The following is a 16,978-nucleotide window of genomic DNA, read 5'->3' as shown; positions in this document are numbered from 1 at the left end:
TCAGGACGACAAAAAATATGAACCAGGCAATCGATATCAAAGTGCCCGACATTGGCGACTTCAAGGACGTGCCGGTGATCGAGATCTATGTGAAGGTAGGCGACACGGTGAAGGCCGAGGATCCGCTGGTATCGCTCGAATCGGACAAGGCGACCATGGACGTGCCGGCGCCGCAGGGCGGGGTGGTCACGGCGATCCAGGTGAGCGTGGGCGATAACGTCAGCGAAGGCAGTGTGATCATGCAGTTCGCGGGAGCGGCTACTGCACTCGCCGAATTGGTGAAACCGGGTGACGCCGCGCCGTCTTCGCCAGTAAGCGGGCCGGTAGCTTCGGCTGCTCCCAATGGAGCGGCAGCACCCGCATCGGTGGCAGGTGGAATCGACGAAGCCGCCTTCGCGCTCGCCTACGCGGGCCCGGCGGTGCGCAAGCTGGCACGCGAACTGGGCGTCGACCTCGGCAAGGTCAAAGGCACCGGCGAGCACGGCCGCATCGTGCGTACCGATGTCGAAGCGTTCGCTACCGCCGGATCTGCCGCGAAAGGCGGCGCGGCATCCGCTAGCGGTGGCGCTCTGGATCTGCTGCCCTGGCCCAAGGTGGACTTCGCGAAGTTTGGCCCCGTCGAACGCAAGGAGCTCTCTCGCATCAGAAAAATCTCGGCGGCCAATCTGCATCGCAACTGGGTGGTGATTCCGCACGTCACCACGCACGACGAAGCCGACATCAGCGATCTCGAGCAATTCCGTGTGCAGATGAACAAGGAGCTGGAGAAGTCGGGCATCAAGATCAGCATGCTGCCGTTCATGATGAAGGCGGCGGTGGCGACGCTCAAGGCCTTTCCCGAGTTCAACGCGAGCCTCGAGAAGAGCACCGACGGTGACGTGCTCGTCCTGAAGCAGTACTACCACATCGGTTTTGCGGCGGATACGCCTAACGGGCTGGTGGTACCGGTGATCCGCGATGCCGATCGCAAGAGCATCCCCGAGATCGCCAAGGAAATGAGCGAGCTGGCAAAGCTGGCCCGCGAGGGCAAGCTCAAGCCCGAACAGATGCAGGGCGGCAGCTTCACGATCAGTTCGCTCGGCGGCATTGGCGGCATCTACTTCACACCGATCATCAACGCACCCGAGGTCGCCATCATGGGAGTGTGCAAGAGCTACTGGAAGCAGCACTCCAGCGACGGCAAGAGCTGGACCTCGCGACTGACGCTGCCGCTGTCGCTCTCCTGGGACCACCGCGTGATCGACGGCGCCGCCGCCGCGCGCTTTAACGTCCATTTCGCCAACCTGCTCGCCGACCTGCGGCGTGTGCTGTTCTGACGGGCGTACTGCAATGACCAATCTTGTAGAAGTGAAAGTGCCAGACATCGGTGACTTCAGGGATGTCGCGGTTATCGAGTTGATGGTCAAGGTGGGCGAGGTGATCGCCGTCGACACCGGCCTGATCATGGTCGAGTCCGAGAAGGCCTCGATGGAGATCCCGTCCACGCATGCGGGCGTGGTCAAGGAAATCAAGGTCAACGTGGACGACAAGGTCAGCGAAGGCTCGGTGATTTTGATGGTCGAGGCCGCGGATGCAGCAACCTCTGCGACGGCGACTCCAACTGCGGCGCCATCACCTGCGCCCGCCGCGGCGCCGCTGCCGGCCTCGAGCTACGGCGGCAGGGTCGATGTGGAGTGCGAGGTGCTGGTACTCGGCGCCGGCCCTAGTGGCTACTCAGCAGCGTTCCGCAGCGCCGACCTAGGTATGAAGACGGTGCTGGTCGAGCGTTACGCGACGCTGGGCGGGGTGTGTCTGAATGTAGGTTGCATCCCGTCCAAGGCCTTGCTGCACACCGCCTCTGTCATGGACGAGGCCCGCCATCTGTCCGACCACGGCATCCGTTATGAGGCGCCGGAGATCGACCTCGACAAGCTGCGCGCTTTCAAGGACGGTGTCGTCGGCAAGCTCACCGGCGGCCTCGCCGGTATGGCCCGGTCGCGCAAGGTCGAGGTGCTGACGGGTGTCGGCAGCTTTGTCGATCCTCACCATCTCGAAGTCGTCGCGCCGGATGGCGGCAAACGCGTCGTGAAATTTGCCAAGGCGATTATCGCGGCGGGTTCGCAAGCCGTGAAGCTGCCCTTCATGCCCGAGGACGGGCGCATCGTCGACTCGACCGGCGCGCTGCAGTTGAAGAGCATCCCCAAGCGCATGCTGGTGGTGGGCGGCGGGATCATCGGGCTGGAGATGGCCACGGTCTACTCGACGCTCAGCACGCGCATCGATGTCGTCGAGACGCTCGATGGCCTGATGCAGGGCGCCGACCGCGACCTGGTGAAGGTCTGGGACAAGATGAACGCGCATCGCTTTGGCCACGTGATGCTGAAGACTCGCGCGGTGAGTGCGAAAGCGACGAAGGCCGGCATCGAAGTCGGCTTCGAGGGCGAGAGCGCCCCCGGCGAGCCACAGCTCTATGACCTGGTGCTGGTGGCCGTGGGCCGCAGCCCGAACGGGGGCAAGATCGGCGCGGACAAGGCCGGCGTGGCGGTGTCGGCGCGCGGTTTCATCGACGTCGACCGGCAGATGCGCACTAACGTGCCGCACGTTTACGCGATCGGCGACATCGTCGGCGAGCCGATGCTGGCCCACAAGGCGGTGCACGAGGCGCATGTGGCCGCCGAGGCCGCGCATGGCGAGGCGAGCTTCTTCGACGCGCGGCAGATCCCGTCAGTGGCCTATACGGATCCCGAAGTGGCCTGGGCCGGCAAGACCGAGGAGCAGTGCAAGGCCGAAGGCATCAAGTACGGCAAGGCAATGTTCCCGTGGGCTGCTTCGGGTCGCGCCATCGCCAATGGCCGCGATGAAGGCTTCACCAAACTGATCTTCGACGAGACGACTCATCGCGTGATCGGCGGCGGCATCGTCGGCACACACGCGGGCGACCTGATCAGCGAGGTGTGCCTCGCCATCGAGATGGGCTGTGAGCCGGCCGATATCGGCAAGACCATCCACCCGCATCCGACACTCGGCGAATCGATCGGCATGGCTGCTGAACTCTTCGAAGGCCATTGCACCGATCTGCCGCCGCAGAAGAAGAAATAGGTGCGCCACGTTGGTTGATCCATCCATGCCCATTCCCGCTGCGCCGGTCTAAAAAACCAATCTGGAGATAACCATGACAGACAATCTGCGCGAAGACGCGCTCGACTACCACCGCTATCCGACGCCGGGCAAAATCTCGGTCATGCCGACCAAGCCGATGGTCACGCAGCGCGACCTCGGCCTGGCCTATTCGCCGGGCGTCGCCGAAGCGTGTCTGGCGATCGTCGACGATCCGCTCGAGGCCGGCAACCTGACGGCGCGTAACAATCTCGTGGCCGTTATCACCAACGGCACGGCGGTGCTGGGGCTCGGCAACATCGGTGCGCTGGCGGGCAAGCCGGTGATGGAGGGCAAGGGGTGTCTCTTCAAGAAGTTTGCTGGCATCGACGTGTTCGATATCGAACTCGACGAGACTGACCCTGACCTGCTGATCGACACCATCGCGCGCATGGAGCCGACGTTCGGCGGCATCAACCTCGAGGACATCAAGGCACCCGAGTGCTTTTATATCGAGCAGAAGCTGCGCGAGCGCATGAAGATCCCAGTCTTCCACGATGACCAGCACGGCACGGCAATCGTGGCCGCAGCGGCGATCCTCAATGCGCTCTGGCATGTCGGCAAGGATATTGCCGAGGTCAAGCTGGTGGCCTCGGGAGCGGGCGCCGCGGCGCTCGCCTGCCTCGACCTGATCGTCAGTCTCGGGATGCCGAAGCACAACGTGTTCGTGTCGGACAGCACCGGCGTCGTCTACGCCGGGCGCAAGGAGCAAATGGACCCGAACAAGGAGCGCTATGCTCAGGATACCTCAGCGCGCACGCTCGGCGAGATCATCGAGGGTGCCGATATTTTCCTCGGCCTGTCGGCGGGCGGCGTGCTCAAGCCGGACATGGTCAAACGTATGGCGCATGCGCCGATCATTCTGGCGATGGCCAACCCGACGCCCGAGATCATGCCCGAAGCGGCACTCGCGGTGCGGCCTGACGCCATCCTCGGCACCGGCCGCTCGGACTATCCGAACCAAGTCAACAACGTGCTGTGCTTCCCGTTCATCTTCCGCGGCGCGCTCGATGTCGGCGCCACGACGATCAACCAGGCCATGAAGCTGGCGGCTGTGCGCGCGATCGCCGAGCTCGCACACGCCGAAATTCCCGAAGTGGTGGCAAATGCCTACGGCGCGGCTGGCCTGCGCTTTGGCGCGCAGTATCTGATCCCCAAGCCGTTCGACCCGCGCCTCATTGAAGTGGTGGCGCCAGCGGTGGCGCAGGCGGCGATGGACAGCGGGGTGGCCACGCGTCCGATCGGCGACATGGTGGCCTATCGGCAACGTCTTGGGCAGTTCGTCTATCAGTCGAGCAGCGCGATGCAGCCGGTGTTCGCCTCCGCCAAGCGCGCCCCCAAGCGGGTGCTCTATGCCGAAGGCGAAGACGAGCGCGTGCTGCGCGCCGCCCAGGTGGCGGTGGACGAGCGGATCGCGCATCCGCTGCTGGCCGGGCGGCCGGATGTGATTGCAGAACGTATCGCGCAGTACGGTCTGCGCCTGCGGCCCGGGATCGATTTCGAGTGCATCGACCCGCTCGATCCAGCCGCTTACGGCGAGGCTGCTGAGTTGTACTACAAACTGGTGCGCCGCCAGGGCGTGTCGAGCGCCCAGGCGCAGGCAGAGATGCGCAGCCACGGCACCTTGCTGAGTGCGATGGCGTTGCGCGAGGGCCGTGCCGACGCGATGCTGTGCGGCACCTTCGGACGCTACCAGGATCACTTGCGTTATGTGCACGACGTGATCGGCCTGAAGCGCGGCACGCAGACTTTCGCGGCAATGCAGATGCTGATGCTTCCCGGGCGTCAGCTATTCATTTGCGACACCCACGTCAATCTGGATCCGACGGCTGAGCAGATCGCCGAGATCACGCTGCTGGCAGCCGACGAGGTGCGGCGCTTCGGCATCACGCCTAGCGTGGCGCTGCTGTCGCATTCGAGCTTCGGCAGTTCCGACGCCCACAGCGCCGTCAAGATGCGCGAGGCGCTGGCGATGGTGCGTGAGCTCGATCCGCTGCTTGCGGTGGATGGCGAGATGCGCGGCGACGCAGCGTTGTCGCGCACGATCCTTGATCACGAGTTTCCGGACTCGGGCCTTAGCACGGAGGCCAATGTGCTGGTGATGCCCAATGTCGATGCGGCCAACATCTCCTACAACCTGCTGCGGATCGCAGCAGGCGGGGGCATCACCGTGGGCGGCATCCTGCTGGGCGCGGCGCGGCCGGTGCATATCCTTACTCCGTCCTCGACCGTGCGCCGCATCGTGAACATGACGGCGCTCGCCACCGTCGATGCCGGCGTGTCTCGCGGCGCCTGATGACGGCATGACGGGATGCGCGTCGTACTGGGTGTTTACCCGCGGCGGTGCGCACGGAAAACCATACGCCGCCGCTGTTGCTATTCCGGCTTTTCGTTCTGGCGCCGCTGCAAGGTTCTTCGAAAAATAAATCAAATCAACGGCTTGGTTGGCGCGAGAGAGTCTCGTTCCGGCTGGCATGGCCGTTGCTCTTTTCAGGTCAAAACGCGCGGCGCCGCCTTCGATGCGAGCCGCCGGGAGGAGACGAAATGAACACAAGTGACAAGCGCGATCCGCTCGCACCCGGCGAGCGAGTGCTGCATCCGCGACCCATCCCTCCGTAAACACCCCGCGCCCAAGCCGGTCTCCAGACTGCGCCGGGCGCCGCCGTGCCTGCCTGTTTGCCGCAGCACGGAAGCGTCAGGCCACGCTACCTACAAGCGCTGCCGATTTTGAATCTATACCCATCCTGTTCGACCGCTAGCGAAATGCTCTTCTCACGAGGCACATCATGCAAGTCACCGGTATGTTTCATGGTTCAAGGATGCTCCAGTTCGTCGATTTCCCTACCACCGAAGTGCTGGGCCCAGACGCGAGTGAAGAAGATATCCGCGCGCTGATCGACAGGCACGGCCTGATTTTCATCAAGCCGGTGTTCAAGGGCGGTGTCGGCAAGAAGGGCAAGGCCGGCCTGATCGGCAAGGCCACTGACCTGAAAACCGCGCTTAAGGAAAAGGAACGTCTGTACTTCGTGGAGCACCGCGTCGGCGAAACGGTGGCCAAGGCTAACGGCGTGACCTTCGAAGCGGGCGTGCCCGCCGAACACGAGGTCTATTTCTCGATCACCGACTCAACCCATTTCCGTGCGCCGACCATGACGCTCACCCACCACGGCGGCATGGACATCGAGGAACTTGACAGGAGCCAGGTGGCGCAGGTGCCGTTCGACCCGCTCACCGGACTGAAGGCGTTCGTCGTGGCCAATGCGCTCTCTGCACTCGGGGCGCCCAGGCAGATCATCTCGCCGCTGGTGCAGCACCTGCCCAAGCTCTGGGAGCTGTACCACGACTACGGCATGACCACGCTCGAGTTGAATCCGATCCGCATGCGGGTGGACAGGAAAGGTCGCATGACGCCCGTAGCGTGTGACTTCAAGTGCGGTTTCGACCGCGACGACCCGCGCTGGCGCCGCCTGAACCTGCCGGCCAGCCTGTTTGCGGTCGACTACTCCGACTTCGAGCAGGAGATCAACCAGTTGCGCACCTACCAGGGGCAGAGCGACGTCTACGTGATCAACGCGAACGGCACGATTCTCGCCCCGACCTTCGGTGGTGGCGCCAATTCTCTGGTGACCCAGATGCTCGGCGATGACGCCATTATCTCCTCGGACTTCGGCGGCAACCCGCCTTACGAAAAGATGAAGGAAGTGGCGAGCATCTGCTTCAAGCACTGGCTCAAACAGAGCAACGTGCTGTTCATCATCGGCGGCAAATCGAACAACACGGACATCTTCGAGACCTTCCGCGCGATGGCTGATGCGCTGCGCGAGCATTTCGGCCGGCACGGGGCCACGCCGCTGTATGTGGTGATCGGCCGCGGCGGCCCGAACCTCGTGCGTGGCATGGGCGCTATGCGCGACACCCTCGATGCGTTGGGCCTGCCATACCGCTTCTTCGGTTTCGACTCCGACATGAGCGAAGTGGTGCTGCATGCGAAGCAGGTTGACGCCTGGATGAAAGCCGGTGGCCGCGAGCAGGTCGCGGCCCGGCTCGGCATCGTGCCCAGCCTCGCAGCCTGAAGATTGCAATCGCGCACAAGGAGAGAGACATGTACAAACAAGGCGTAGGCGATTTCAAATATTTTGTGGGGACCTCTTCGCTCGCTCAGGTGGCGACGCGTGACGACCGGGTCTGCGTGCTCAATATCCTCGGCGGCGAGTCGAGCGACGTGACGCCAGTGGGCCATGCCTATTCGGGCGGCAATGTGGTGTTTGGCACGTCGCCAGGCAAGCGCGGTCAGGTGCTGGAGACGGCGCTTGGCAACGTGCCCGTGTACAACAACGTGCTCGAGGGCATCAACGACGGCCACCGCTTCAATTGCGGTGTGATCTATCTGCCGCCGGCGGCTGCCCGCGACGGCGTGGCCGAACTGATCCGGGTCAATCCGGAGCTCAGGAAGATTTTCATCGTTACCGAAAAGCTGGCGGTACACGATTCACGCGAAATCCGCGCAATGGGGCAGGCCAATGGTATCGACATCTTCGGTGGCAACAGTCTGGGAGTGGCCGACACGTGGAACCAGGTGCGGATCGGTGGCGCATTGGGCGGCGATCATCCGGAGGAGGCACTGCGGCGCGGCTCGATTGCGATCTTCTCCAACTCGGGCAACTTCACCACGACCATTGCAACCTATCTGCGCATGGCCGGCTGGGGTACCACGACATCGATTTCCAGCGGCAAAGATGTCTACATTCATTTTGCGGCGCCCGAATTTGCGTTTGCGTTATCCAACGATGCCCGCAGTAAGGCGGCCGTACTCTACGTCGAGCCCGGCGGCTATTACGAGTACGACGCCCACTTCACCAAGCCTGTGGTGGCTTGCGTGGTGGGACGCTGGAAGTCAAGGCTGACGCGCTCGGTCGGGCACGCCGGCGCGATGGCGGGTGGCGCCGACGACGCACTCAGCAAGGAAGGCTGGTTCATGGAGAAGTTCGGCGTCGATGGCATCTTCACGCCCGAGCATCCGGTGTTCTCGGCCAAGGGTGCGGTAGTGGCCAACATCGCCCACATTCCGGCGGCCCTGACTGCGGTGATGCGTGAGAATGCCTGCCGTCCCGACTTCGAATCCGAAGGTAACCTCGCGCTCAAGCCATGGTTTGGCGCCAACCACGGCTTGACGTTGCCACCCGAGCTGGACCTGCCGGTCGTTGAGGCCGCTGTTCCGTACAACGAACAGATCGCGGCGCTCAATCAGCAGATCGGCGCTGTGCCGCCGCGCCAGAGCCTCAAGGACGCTTCGGGCGCCTCGCAGATGGATGCGAAAACCCAGGTCACCAGCCTGCACGGGGTCTCGATGCTCGATGCCGCGCAATATCCACTGGAAGCGAACGTCAGCCTTGCGCTGCTGCACGAACCCGGCGGCGCGAACGACAAGCGTTTGATCAACGTGGCGATCGGCGCCGGTCTCAACCTCTACGGCCACCCGGCGCTGGCTGCGGCACAAGCGGCGCGCGAGGCAGGTAACGCCCCGAACAGCGTACTGGCGGCTGCGGCCAGCATTCTCGGGCCGCGTAGCCAAGGGCGGGCGCGCCAGGCGGCGCGCGTGCTGATCGACAGCTTCGCAGCGGCGGGCGTGAGCGATGCACTGGACGAAGACTTCGATACCGCCCGCATCAAGGTCGACGACCCGGCGCTCTTCGTTGGCACCGACCCGGATGCCCGCGCCGAGGCTATGCTCGCCGGCCTGCGCGCCCGCGGCGCGAAGTCGATCTTCGTGCGTCACCTGGAAAGCTTGCCCGGTCATCCCACTGAGGATGCCGTGCTCGCGGCGATCACCACCACTCTCGCGTGGGGACCCTTGATGCGCAAGCGCGTCTCACGCCTGACGGCCGAAAGCCTGCCATGGTGGATGCGGCTCTTCGGCGCGTTGATCGGCGCCTCGGTCCGCGCTGAAGAGCATCGGCCGAACAGTTTTTGTGGAATCGCGACGACGGACATTCTGCAGCAGCGACCGATCAGTGAAGTCGCCTTCGTCGCGCTGCTCGGTGTGAACCCGACACCTGCCGACCTGCTGTCGTTCCAGGTGCTGGTGGGACTGCTTTTGTCCAACGGCCCGGGCACGATCTCGGCGCAGGGCGCCAAAGGCGCGGTGTCGGCGGATGGCCCGGAAGATCCCGAGCGGATTCAGCTCAACAAGGGCCTCGTCGGCTTTCTCACCCACACGGGCTATACGCATGGCGGCAACGGCTACGAGGGTATCGCCTTCCTGATCGAGCAGTTCAGGGAGACCGGTCTGACCGATCCGGGCGACCCCAGTCATGGCATCGATCTGAAGGCCCTGGCGTTGAAGTATGTCGAGTCATACGCCCGCTACAAGTCGAACAAGAAGAACGCCGGCAGCCTGGACATCCAGAAGATCCCCGGCGTCAATCATCCGGTGTTCAAGGACAAGCCGGTCAATCACGATCCACGCGAAGTCTTCATCCGCAAGCTGATGGCCGAGCATCACGAGTACAACGTCTTTCATGAGTTTTACTCGACCCTGGTGCAGACGCTGTTCGAGGCAGGGGTATCGCGCAACGTCTATTGCGTGAATGTGGATGCGGTCATCGCCGCGCTGCTGCTGAAGATGCTGTGGCAACCGTACCGCCGCGGCGAATACAACAGCGCCGCGCTGGAGACCGCGGCTTTTACGATTTTCCTGTACCCCCGCATGCTCGGTTGCGCCGCGGAGGTGGATGACCACATGAACCGCGGCCGCAACATGGACACCCGTACGCCGGCATCGCAGTGCCAGTTCGTTACCTGAACGATAGCGGCCGGATGTTCTGACCGGCATGGCCAGCAGTTGGCCATGCCGGTCGAACGTGAGATCAGGATTCAGATTCCGGAGACGACGAACATGTCGAACGCAAGTGCAACACAGTCCAAAGTCGGAATGGTAATCCGGGTGACGAGCGGCAATTTCCTGGAGATGTTCGACTTTTTCCTGTTTGGGTTTTACGCGAGCTATATCGCCAAAACCTATTTCCCGGCCGATAGCGAATTCGCCTCGTTGATGCTGACGTTCGGCACGTTCGGTGCCGGCTTCATCATGCGGCCGGTGGGCGCGATCGTGCTAGGGGCCTATATCGACAAGGTGGGCCGCAGGAAGGGGCTCATTACGACACTAAGCATCATGGCGATGGGCACGATGCTGGTGGCGTTTGTGCCGGGTTATACGACGATCGGCCTGCTCGCGCCGCTGCTGGTACTGATCGGACGCCTGCTGCAGGGGTTTTCGGCCGGCGTGGAGCTGGGGGGCGTGTCGGTGTATCTCGCGGAAATGGCGACTCCCGGCCACAAGGGTTTTTATGTGAGCTGGCAGTCGGCTAGCCAGCAGGTCGCGATCATCGTCGCCGCCTTGATCGGCTTCGCCATCAACGCCACCATGGCGCACGACACGATCGCGGCATGGGGGTGGCGGATTCCGTTCTTTATCGGCTGCATGATTGTGCCGTTCCTGTTTGTGATTCGTCGCTCGCTGCAGGAAACAGAGGAGTTCATGGCCCGCAAGCACCGGCCGAACGCGCGCGAAATTTTCCGCTCGATGGTGCATAACTGGAGCATTGTGGTCGCCGGCATGATGCTGGTGGTGATGACCACCGTGTCGTTCTATCTGATCACCGTGTACACGCCGACCTTCGGACGTAGCGTGCTCAAGCTGAGCGCAGGGGATAGCCTGATCGTCACCTTCTGCATCGGTTTGTCGAACCTGTTCTGGTTGCCGGTGATGGGTGCGCTGTCCGACCGGGTCGGCCGCAAGCCGCTGCTGATCGTGTTTACCGTACTGACCATTCTGACTGCCTATCCGGTCATGGCGTGGCTGGTGGTCGCACCCACCTTCGAGAAGATGCTGATCGCCGAACTATGGCTGTCGTTCCTGTATGGCAGCTACAACGGTGCGATGGTGGTGGCGCTCACCGAGGTGATGCCGGTCGATGTGCGAACTTCAGGCTTCTCTCTCGCCTACAGTCTGGCCACGGCAATTTTCGGCGGCTTCACACCGGTTGTGTCTACCGTCCTGATCGAGATGACCGGCAACAAGGGCGCCCCGGGCCTGTGGATGAGCTTCGCTGCGTGCTGCGGGTTGATCGGCACCTGGGTGCTGTACCGGCGTGGCGCGGTGGCGAGACGGGAAGCGTCGCTGCACGCGTGATGATTCAGTCAATCAGGACAGGAAAACTAACTTCGTGCTTTTTTCATCGATCCACCGGGAAGGAGTGAACATGTCCGATATCGTTATTGTTGCCGCCGCCCGCACCGCCGTGGGCAGGTTCGGCGGCACGCTCGCCAGGACCTCTGCGGTCGATCTCGGCGCTCACGTCGTCAAGGGGCTGCTGGCCCAGGCCGGCGTGCCGGCCGATGCCGTCAGCGAAGTCATCATGGGTCAGGTGCTGACCGCCGGGGCAGGTCAGAATCCGGCGCGGCAGACCGTCATCAAGGCCGGGCTGCCGCAAAGCGTTCCCGCCATGACCATCAACAAGGTGTGTGGATCGGGCCTCAAGGCTGTGATGCTGGCGGCACAGGCCATCAGATGCGGCGACGCGGAGGTCGTGATAGCCGGCGGCCAGGAGAACATGAGCGCCGCGCCACACGTGCTGCCGGGTTCGCGCGACGGCTTCCGCATGGGTGACGCCAGGCTTGTCGACAGCATGATCGTGGATGGGCTTTGGGACGTCTATAACCAGTACCACATGGGCATCACGGCCGAGAATGTGGCCCGGGCTTACGGCATTACGCGCGAGATGCAGGATGCCCTCGCGCTCGCCTCGCAGCGGAAGGCTTCCGCCGCGCAAGACGCCGGCAGATTCAAGGACGAGATCCTGCCGTTCTCCATTGTGCAGAAGAAGGGCGATCCGATCGTCTTCAGCGCCGACGAATTCGTCAACCGCAAGACCAGCGCCGATGGGCTGGCCGGTCTGCGGCCCGCCTTCGACAAGGCCGGCTCGGTGACCGCCGGCAATGCCTCGGGCCTCAACGACGGCGCGGCCGCGGTGCTGGTGATGAGCGCGAAGCGCGCAGCGGCGCTCGGTCTGGAGCCGCTGGGGGTGATTCGTGCGTATGCGTCGGCGGGGCTCGACCCGAGCGTGATGGGCATGGGGCCCGTGCCGGCTTCGCGTCTGTGCCTGCAGCGCGCAGGCTGGTCGGCGCATGCGCTGGACCTGATGGAAATCAACGAAGCCTTCGCGGCGCAGGCCTGCGCGGTGAACCGGGAAATGGACTGGGACACGAACCGCATCAACGTCAACGGCGGCGCGATTGCCATCGGCCACCCGATTGGCGCGTCCGGCTGCCGGATCCTTGTGACGCTGCTGCATGAGATGAAGCGCCGTGGCGCGGGCAGGGGCCTGGCGTCGTTGTGCATCGGCGGTGGCATGGGCGTGGCGCTCGCCGTCGAGCGGGCTTGAGTGGCACTGGGCGGTTGTATCTACCAACATGGAGACAGAGCATGACAAACATACGCGTGGTACTCGTCACTGGCGGCATGGGCGGCCTCGGCGAAACGATTTCCACCAAGATGGTGGATGCCGGCTACAAGGTGGCCGTGACCTACTCGCCCGGCAACAGCCGGCACGGCGAATGGGTGGCGCAGATGAAGGAGAAGGGTTATGGCATCCTCGCCGTGCCCTGCGACGTGACCGACATCGATTCGTGCGCGAGGGCCGTCGCGTTCGTGCAGGAGACGCTCGGCCCGGTCGACGTCCTCGTCAACAATGCGGGCATCACGCGCGACATGACCTTCAGGAAGATGGACAAGATCAACTGGGACGCGGTGCTGCGTACCAACCTCGACAGCCTGTTCAACATGACCAAGCAGGTCGCGGACGGCATGGTCGAGCGCAACTGGGGGCGCGTGATCAACGTGTCGTCGGTCAACGGCTCCAAGGGGGCGTTTGGCCAGACCAACTACTCGGCGGCCAAGTCAGGGGTGCACGGTTTCACCAAGGCACTGGCGCTCGAGGTCGCCAGGAAAGGCGTGACGGTCAATACCATTTCGCCCGGCTACATCGGCACAAAGATGGTCACGGCCATTCCGGAGGAAGTGCTGAACTCGAAGATCCTGCCCAATATTCCGGTCGGCCGTCTCGGCAAGCCGGAGGAAGTGGCGGGACTGATCATCTACCTGGCTTCGGAGGAAGCCGCCTTTGTGACCGGCGCCAACATCGCCATCAACGGCGGCCAGCACATGCAGTGACGCTGTAACGCATCCACACTTCAGGACGCCCGCGATGAACGGGCGGGCGTCCTGGTGCAAACACCAGGGGATGCCGGATGGTTTGCAACCGGGCGTCCCGCCCGGCAGGCTATGTCGAAGGTATCATGGGTGATACACAGGGGCATGCGTGGCAAGTGGCTTTCGGCTGACCCCTGAGAGGAGACATCATCGTGACGCCGTTCACGCCCGGGATCAGACTGCAGCACTGCGGCGCTATCCGCCGCGGGCGCTGGCCCGTCGAGCCATGAGCCTGGAGCAGATGGGGCGACGCAATACCAGGGCTGGCATTCGACGCGCGTTGAGCGGATGTGCCGCCCTGGCATTCATCGCCGCTGCCGCAATGACGGGACATGCCGTGGGCATGCACGCGGGTTTGGCTCGCATGCACGATGCCGCGCAGCACCGTCTCGACCTGGTCGGCGCAGGACTGCAAAGCGATCTGGCGCGCCTCGATTACCTGCCGTCGTTGCTCGAAATGGTCCCCAGTGTCTTTGACCTGCTCGCTTCGCCAGGGAATGCCAGCCTGCGTGACGAGGTGAACCGCTACCTGCAGGGCGTCAATGCAACGGCTGGTGCGTCCAGCCTTTACGTGTTGAGCCTCGCGGGCGTGGGCCTTGCCGCGTCAGACTGGGATCAGCCCGGCACACCTATCGGCACGGATCTCTCCTTTCGGCCGTATGTGAAAGACGCACTGGCGCGTGGCCGGGGCCGTTTCTACGGCATGGGCTTCACCAGCAAGCGGGCAGGGTACTACCTCTCCTATGCCCTCTATCATCGCGGCCAGATGAGCGGAATCGCCACGGTCAAGGTCGATCTCGAGAAAACCGCATTGGGCTGGAACAAGCTTCCGGGCAGCGTGCTTCTGGTTGACCAGCGCGGCGTGGTGATCCTGTCGTCGCGCGACGAGTGGAACTTCAGACCGCTGGCGCCTCTCACCCCGCAGGTACGCGCCGAGATCGCCACGACGCGCCCCTATGGGGACGCTGCACTGGTGCCGCTGGATTGGCGTGTGACGCAGCGTCTCGCGCCCGACACGTCGCTTGTCAGCCTCGGCGACAGTCGCCCGCTGGCGACGACGCGGCCCTTCGGTCAAAACGGCTGGCGCCTGATCGTGCTGGACGACGTGGAGCCTGTGCGTGCGAACGCGCGCAACCTGGCCGTGACGGCCGCGCTGGGCGCCGTCGTGATCGTGCTGCTGGCGACGATGCTGGTGCAGCGCCAACGCGCGCTGCGTCACCGGCTGGCCGGACAGGCCGCCCTCCAGGCCGCACATGACAGCCTCGAATCCAAGGTGACGGAGCGCACAGCCGAGTTGCGCAGCGCCGTGACCCAGCTCGGCGCGGAGGTGGAAGTCCGCAAGGCCGTTGAGGCTGATCTGCGCGTCACGCAAACCGAACTGGTCCACGCGGGCAAAATGGCGGCACTGGGGCAGATGTCGGCCGGCATGGTCCACGAACTCAATCAGCCTCTGGCTGCCTTGCGCACGTTGTCCGACAACGCGTGTGTCCTTATCGAGAATGCCCGGCTGGACGATGCACGCGGGAACCTGCACCGCATTGCGCATCTGGTCGATCGGCTCGGGCGCCTGACCTATCAGCTCAAGGCCTTTGCGCACAAGGCCAGCCCGACCCGGGTACCGGTGTCCGTCCAGAAGGTGGTTGGCGGCGCCCAGTTCCTGGTGACGCAACGTCTTCAGGACAACAACGTGGGACTGGAGGTGCAGATCCATCCCGCCACGCTTTGTGCGTTTGCAGAAGAGGCCCGCCTGGAGCAGGTGCTGGTCAACCTGTTCGGTAATGCCATCGACGCCATGGCGGCTTGGCCGCGACGGCAACTGCGTGTCGAAGCGCGCGTCGCCGACGCTACCGGGACACGCTGTGTGATCGAGGTCAGCGATACCGGTCCGGGCATCCGTGCTGACATTTTGCCGCGGCTATTCGAGCCCTTTACGACCAGCAAACCGGCCGGTGCTGGCCTGGGGCTGGGGCTGATGATCTCGGCCCACATTGTGCGGGAGCTGGGCGGCAACCTGCTTGGGCGCAATATCGACGGCGGGGGCGCATGCTTCACAATCGAATTGCCGCTTGCGGCGACACCGGAGACAAACGTCGATGAGTGACAAACAGACCATTCGCGTGATCTTCGTGGAGGATGAGCCCGATGTGCGCATGGGCAGCCAGCAGGCTCTGGAGCTGGCGGGCTTCGAGGTCGATGCCTTTGCGAGTGTCGAGGAGGCCCGGCCGCACGTCCGCAGCGGCGTGCCGGCGGTGGTGCTGTGTGATGTCAAGTTGCCCGGCATGGATGGCACGCAGTGGCTGGATGAGATCCGCGCTATCGATGCTGATCTGCCGGTCATCCTGGTCTCGGGCCACGCCGACATCGCGATGGCGGTACAGGCGATGCGCCAGGGTGCCTACGACTTCATCGAAAAACCGTTTCCCTCGGAGCGCCTGGTGGTGGTGGTGCGACGGGCTGCCGAAAAACGCTGTCTGACGCTGCAGGTGCAGGTGCTGCGCGAGCGGCTGGAGAATTCACGAGGCATCGAGGCCGCGATTCTGGGGCAGTCTGCACAGATGGCGCATGTGCGGGAAACGGTTCTGACGCTGGCGGGTACCTCGGCCGATGTGGTGATTTACGGCGAGACTGGCACCGGCAAAGACCTCATTGCGCGATGCCTTCACGACCATAGCGGCCGGCGGCGTGCCAACTATGTGCCGCTGAACTGCGGGGGCTTGTCGGAGTCGCTGGCGGAGAGTGAACTGTTCGGGCATGAAGTGGGGTCGTTCACGGGGGCTACGCAGGTGCGGATCGGGAAGTTCGAGTATGCGCAAGGCGGTACCTTGTTTCTGGATGAGATTGAAAGCATGCCGATGGCCGTGCAGGTCAAGTTCCTGCGTGCGCTGCAGGAGCGCAGTATTGAGCGGATTGGGTCGAACAAGGCTATTCCGGTGGATTGCAGGGTGATTGCGGCGTCCAAGGATGATCTGAAAGTGCTGAGTGATCAGCAGAAGTTCCGTTCGGATCTGTATTACCGGATTGGCGTTGCGTTTGTTAAGTTGCCGCCGCTGCGCGAGCGGCGAGAGGATATCCCGCTGCTGTTCGAACACTTTACGTTGCTGGCGGCGACTCGCTATGAGCGCATGGCGCCTGTGCTTGATGGTGCGCAACTGGCTGAGTTGATGGCGCATGCGTGGCCGGGCAATGTGAGGGAACTGCGCAACGTAGCAGACCGGTTTGTGCTGGGCCTGCTTGGGGATCGCCTGACTGCTACAACGGACGGTCAGGAGATGCTTAGTGGTTTGCCGCAACAGGTTGAGCATTTCGAACGGGCGATGATTGCTGAAGAGTTGAGGCGGAATCATGGCGATGTGACGCTGACGGCTAAGGCGCTTGGGTTACCTAAGCCTACGTTGTATGACAAGCTTCGCAGGTTGAGGATTTTGGTGGAGGGGTTTAGGCAGGAGGGGTGACGTGGGGAAGTGGAGTAGCCCCTTGATTCTCAGGACACGAGACACCCCTTAAAATAAGAGGGAGTCTTGTGACTAGTTTCAAGCCTAGGCAAATCGTGGAAAGCATTGAAGTTCTGACCGA

General features: G+C 63.3%; 10 protein-coding genes. All 10 read left to right on the top strand.

What is annotated here, in order from left to right; translation table 11 throughout:
- Positions 1-17 precede the first annotated feature (17 nt).
- The 10 genes from aceF to P3T24_RS31795 all read left to right on the top strand — a co-directional run bounded on the left by aceF (position 18) and on the right by P3T24_RS31795 (position 16,857).
- Entirely contained in the window at positions 18-1,316 is a 1,299-nt protein-coding gene (aceF, locus tag P3T24_RS31840; protein ID WP_429440733.1) for a dihydrolipoyllysine-residue acetyltransferase, read from the top strand.
- Positions 1,317-1,329: 13 nt separating this feature from the next.
- Positions 1,330-3,078 carry a dihydrolipoyl dehydrogenase gene (gene lpdA / locus P3T24_RS31835; protein WP_429440731.1) on the top strand — a complete coding sequence of 583 codons (1,749 nt, stop codon included), beginning with the start codon at positions 1,330-1,332 and terminating at the stop codon, positions 3,076-3,078.
- A 73-nt stretch (positions 3,079-3,151) separates the two neighbouring features.
- The gene (locus P3T24_RS31830) at positions 3,152-5,431 is read left to right on the top strand and encodes an NADP-dependent malic enzyme (protein ID WP_429440729.1); all 2,280 of its coding nucleotides are present in this window, start codon (positions 3,152-3,154) and stop codon (positions 5,429-5,431) included.
- A gap of 490 nt (positions 5,432-5,921) precedes the next feature.
- The gene (locus tag P3T24_RS31825; RefSeq protein WP_429440728.1) at positions 5,922-7,208 is read left to right on the top strand and encodes an ATP citrate lyase citrate-binding domain-containing protein; all 1,287 of its coding nucleotides are present in this window, start codon (positions 5,922-5,924) and stop codon (positions 7,206-7,208) included.
- Between the two features lie 29 nt (positions 7,209-7,237).
- Positions 7,238-9,937, top strand: coding sequence for a CoA-binding protein (locus P3T24_RS31820; protein WP_429440726.1), 2,700 nt, complete (start codon positions 7,238-7,240; stop codon positions 9,935-9,937).
- A 93-nt stretch (positions 9,938-10,030) separates the two neighbouring features.
- Positions 10,031-11,326 (top strand): MFS transporter, encoded by a 1,296-nt coding sequence (locus P3T24_RS31815; RefSeq protein ID WP_429440945.1) that lies wholly within the window; start codon positions 10,031-10,033, stop codon positions 11,324-11,326.
- Positions 11,327-11,396: 70 nt separating this feature from the next.
- Complete coding sequence (locus P3T24_RS31810; protein WP_429440725.1) at positions 11,397-12,578, top strand: acetyl-CoA C-acetyltransferase; 1,182 nt, start codon at positions 11,397-11,399, stop codon at positions 12,576-12,578.
- 41 nt (positions 12,579-12,619) lie between these two features.
- Positions 12,620-13,366: an acetoacetyl-CoA reductase gene (gene phbB, locus P3T24_RS31805; RefSeq protein ID WP_429440723.1), complete on the top strand. Its 747-nt coding sequence runs from the start codon at positions 12,620-12,622 to the stop codon at positions 13,364-13,366.
- Between the two features lie 265 nt (positions 13,367-13,631).
- On the top strand, positions 13,632-15,506 hold the full coding sequence (locus P3T24_RS31800; protein WP_429440721.1) for a sensor histidine kinase: 1,875 nt from the start codon (positions 13,632-13,634) through the stop codon (positions 15,504-15,506).
- Complete coding sequence (locus tag P3T24_RS31795) at positions 15,499-16,857, top strand: sigma-54-dependent transcriptional regulator (protein ID WP_429440719.1); 1,359 nt, start codon at positions 15,499-15,501, stop codon at positions 16,855-16,857. The genes P3T24_RS31800 and P3T24_RS31795 overlap by 8 nt, the downstream gene beginning before the upstream one ends.
- The last annotated feature ends 121 nt before the right edge of the window (positions 16,858-16,978 follow it).

The sequence above is a fragment of the Paraburkholderia sp. GAS33 genome (assembly GCF_050436645.1).
Classification (GTDB): Bacteria; Pseudomonadota; Gammaproteobacteria; order Burkholderiales; family Burkholderiaceae; genus Paraburkholderia; species Paraburkholderia phenazinium_B.
This window is presented reverse-complemented; position numbering and strand designations above follow the sequence as displayed.

Bases quoted from the DNA above. Each gene is read 5' to 3' on its own strand.
- aceF (WP_429440733.1), top strand. From the start codon at position 18: ATGAACCAGGCAATCGATATCAAAGTGCCCGACATTGGCGACTTCAAG.
- lpdA (WP_429440731.1), top strand. From the start codon at position 1,330: ATGACCAATCTTGTAGAAGTGAAAGTGCCAGACATCGGTGACTTCAGG.
- P3T24_RS31830 (WP_429440729.1), top strand. From the start codon at position 3,152: ATGACAGACAATCTGCGCGAAGACGCGCTCGACTACCACCGCTATCCG.
- P3T24_RS31825 (WP_429440728.1), top strand. From the start codon at position 5,922: ATGCAAGTCACCGGTATGTTTCATGGTTCAAGGATGCTCCAGTTCGTC.
- P3T24_RS31820 (WP_429440726.1), top strand. From the start codon at position 7,238: ATGTACAAACAAGGCGTAGGCGATTTCAAATATTTTGTGGGGACCTCT.
- P3T24_RS31815 (WP_429440945.1), top strand. From the start codon at position 10,031: ATGTCGAACGCAAGTGCAACACAGTCCAAAGTCGGAATGGTAATCCGG.
- P3T24_RS31810 (WP_429440725.1), top strand. From the start codon at position 11,397: ATGTCCGATATCGTTATTGTTGCCGCCGCCCGCACCGCCGTGGGCAGG.
- phbB (WP_429440723.1), top strand. From the start codon at position 12,620: ATGACAAACATACGCGTGGTACTCGTCACTGGCGGCATGGGCGGCCTC.
- P3T24_RS31800 (WP_429440721.1), top strand. From the start codon at position 13,632: ATGAGCCTGGAGCAGATGGGGCGACGCAATACCAGGGCTGGCATTCGA.
- P3T24_RS31795 (WP_429440719.1), top strand. From the start codon at position 15,499: ATGAGTGACAAACAGACCATTCGCGTGATCTTCGTGGAGGATGAGCCC.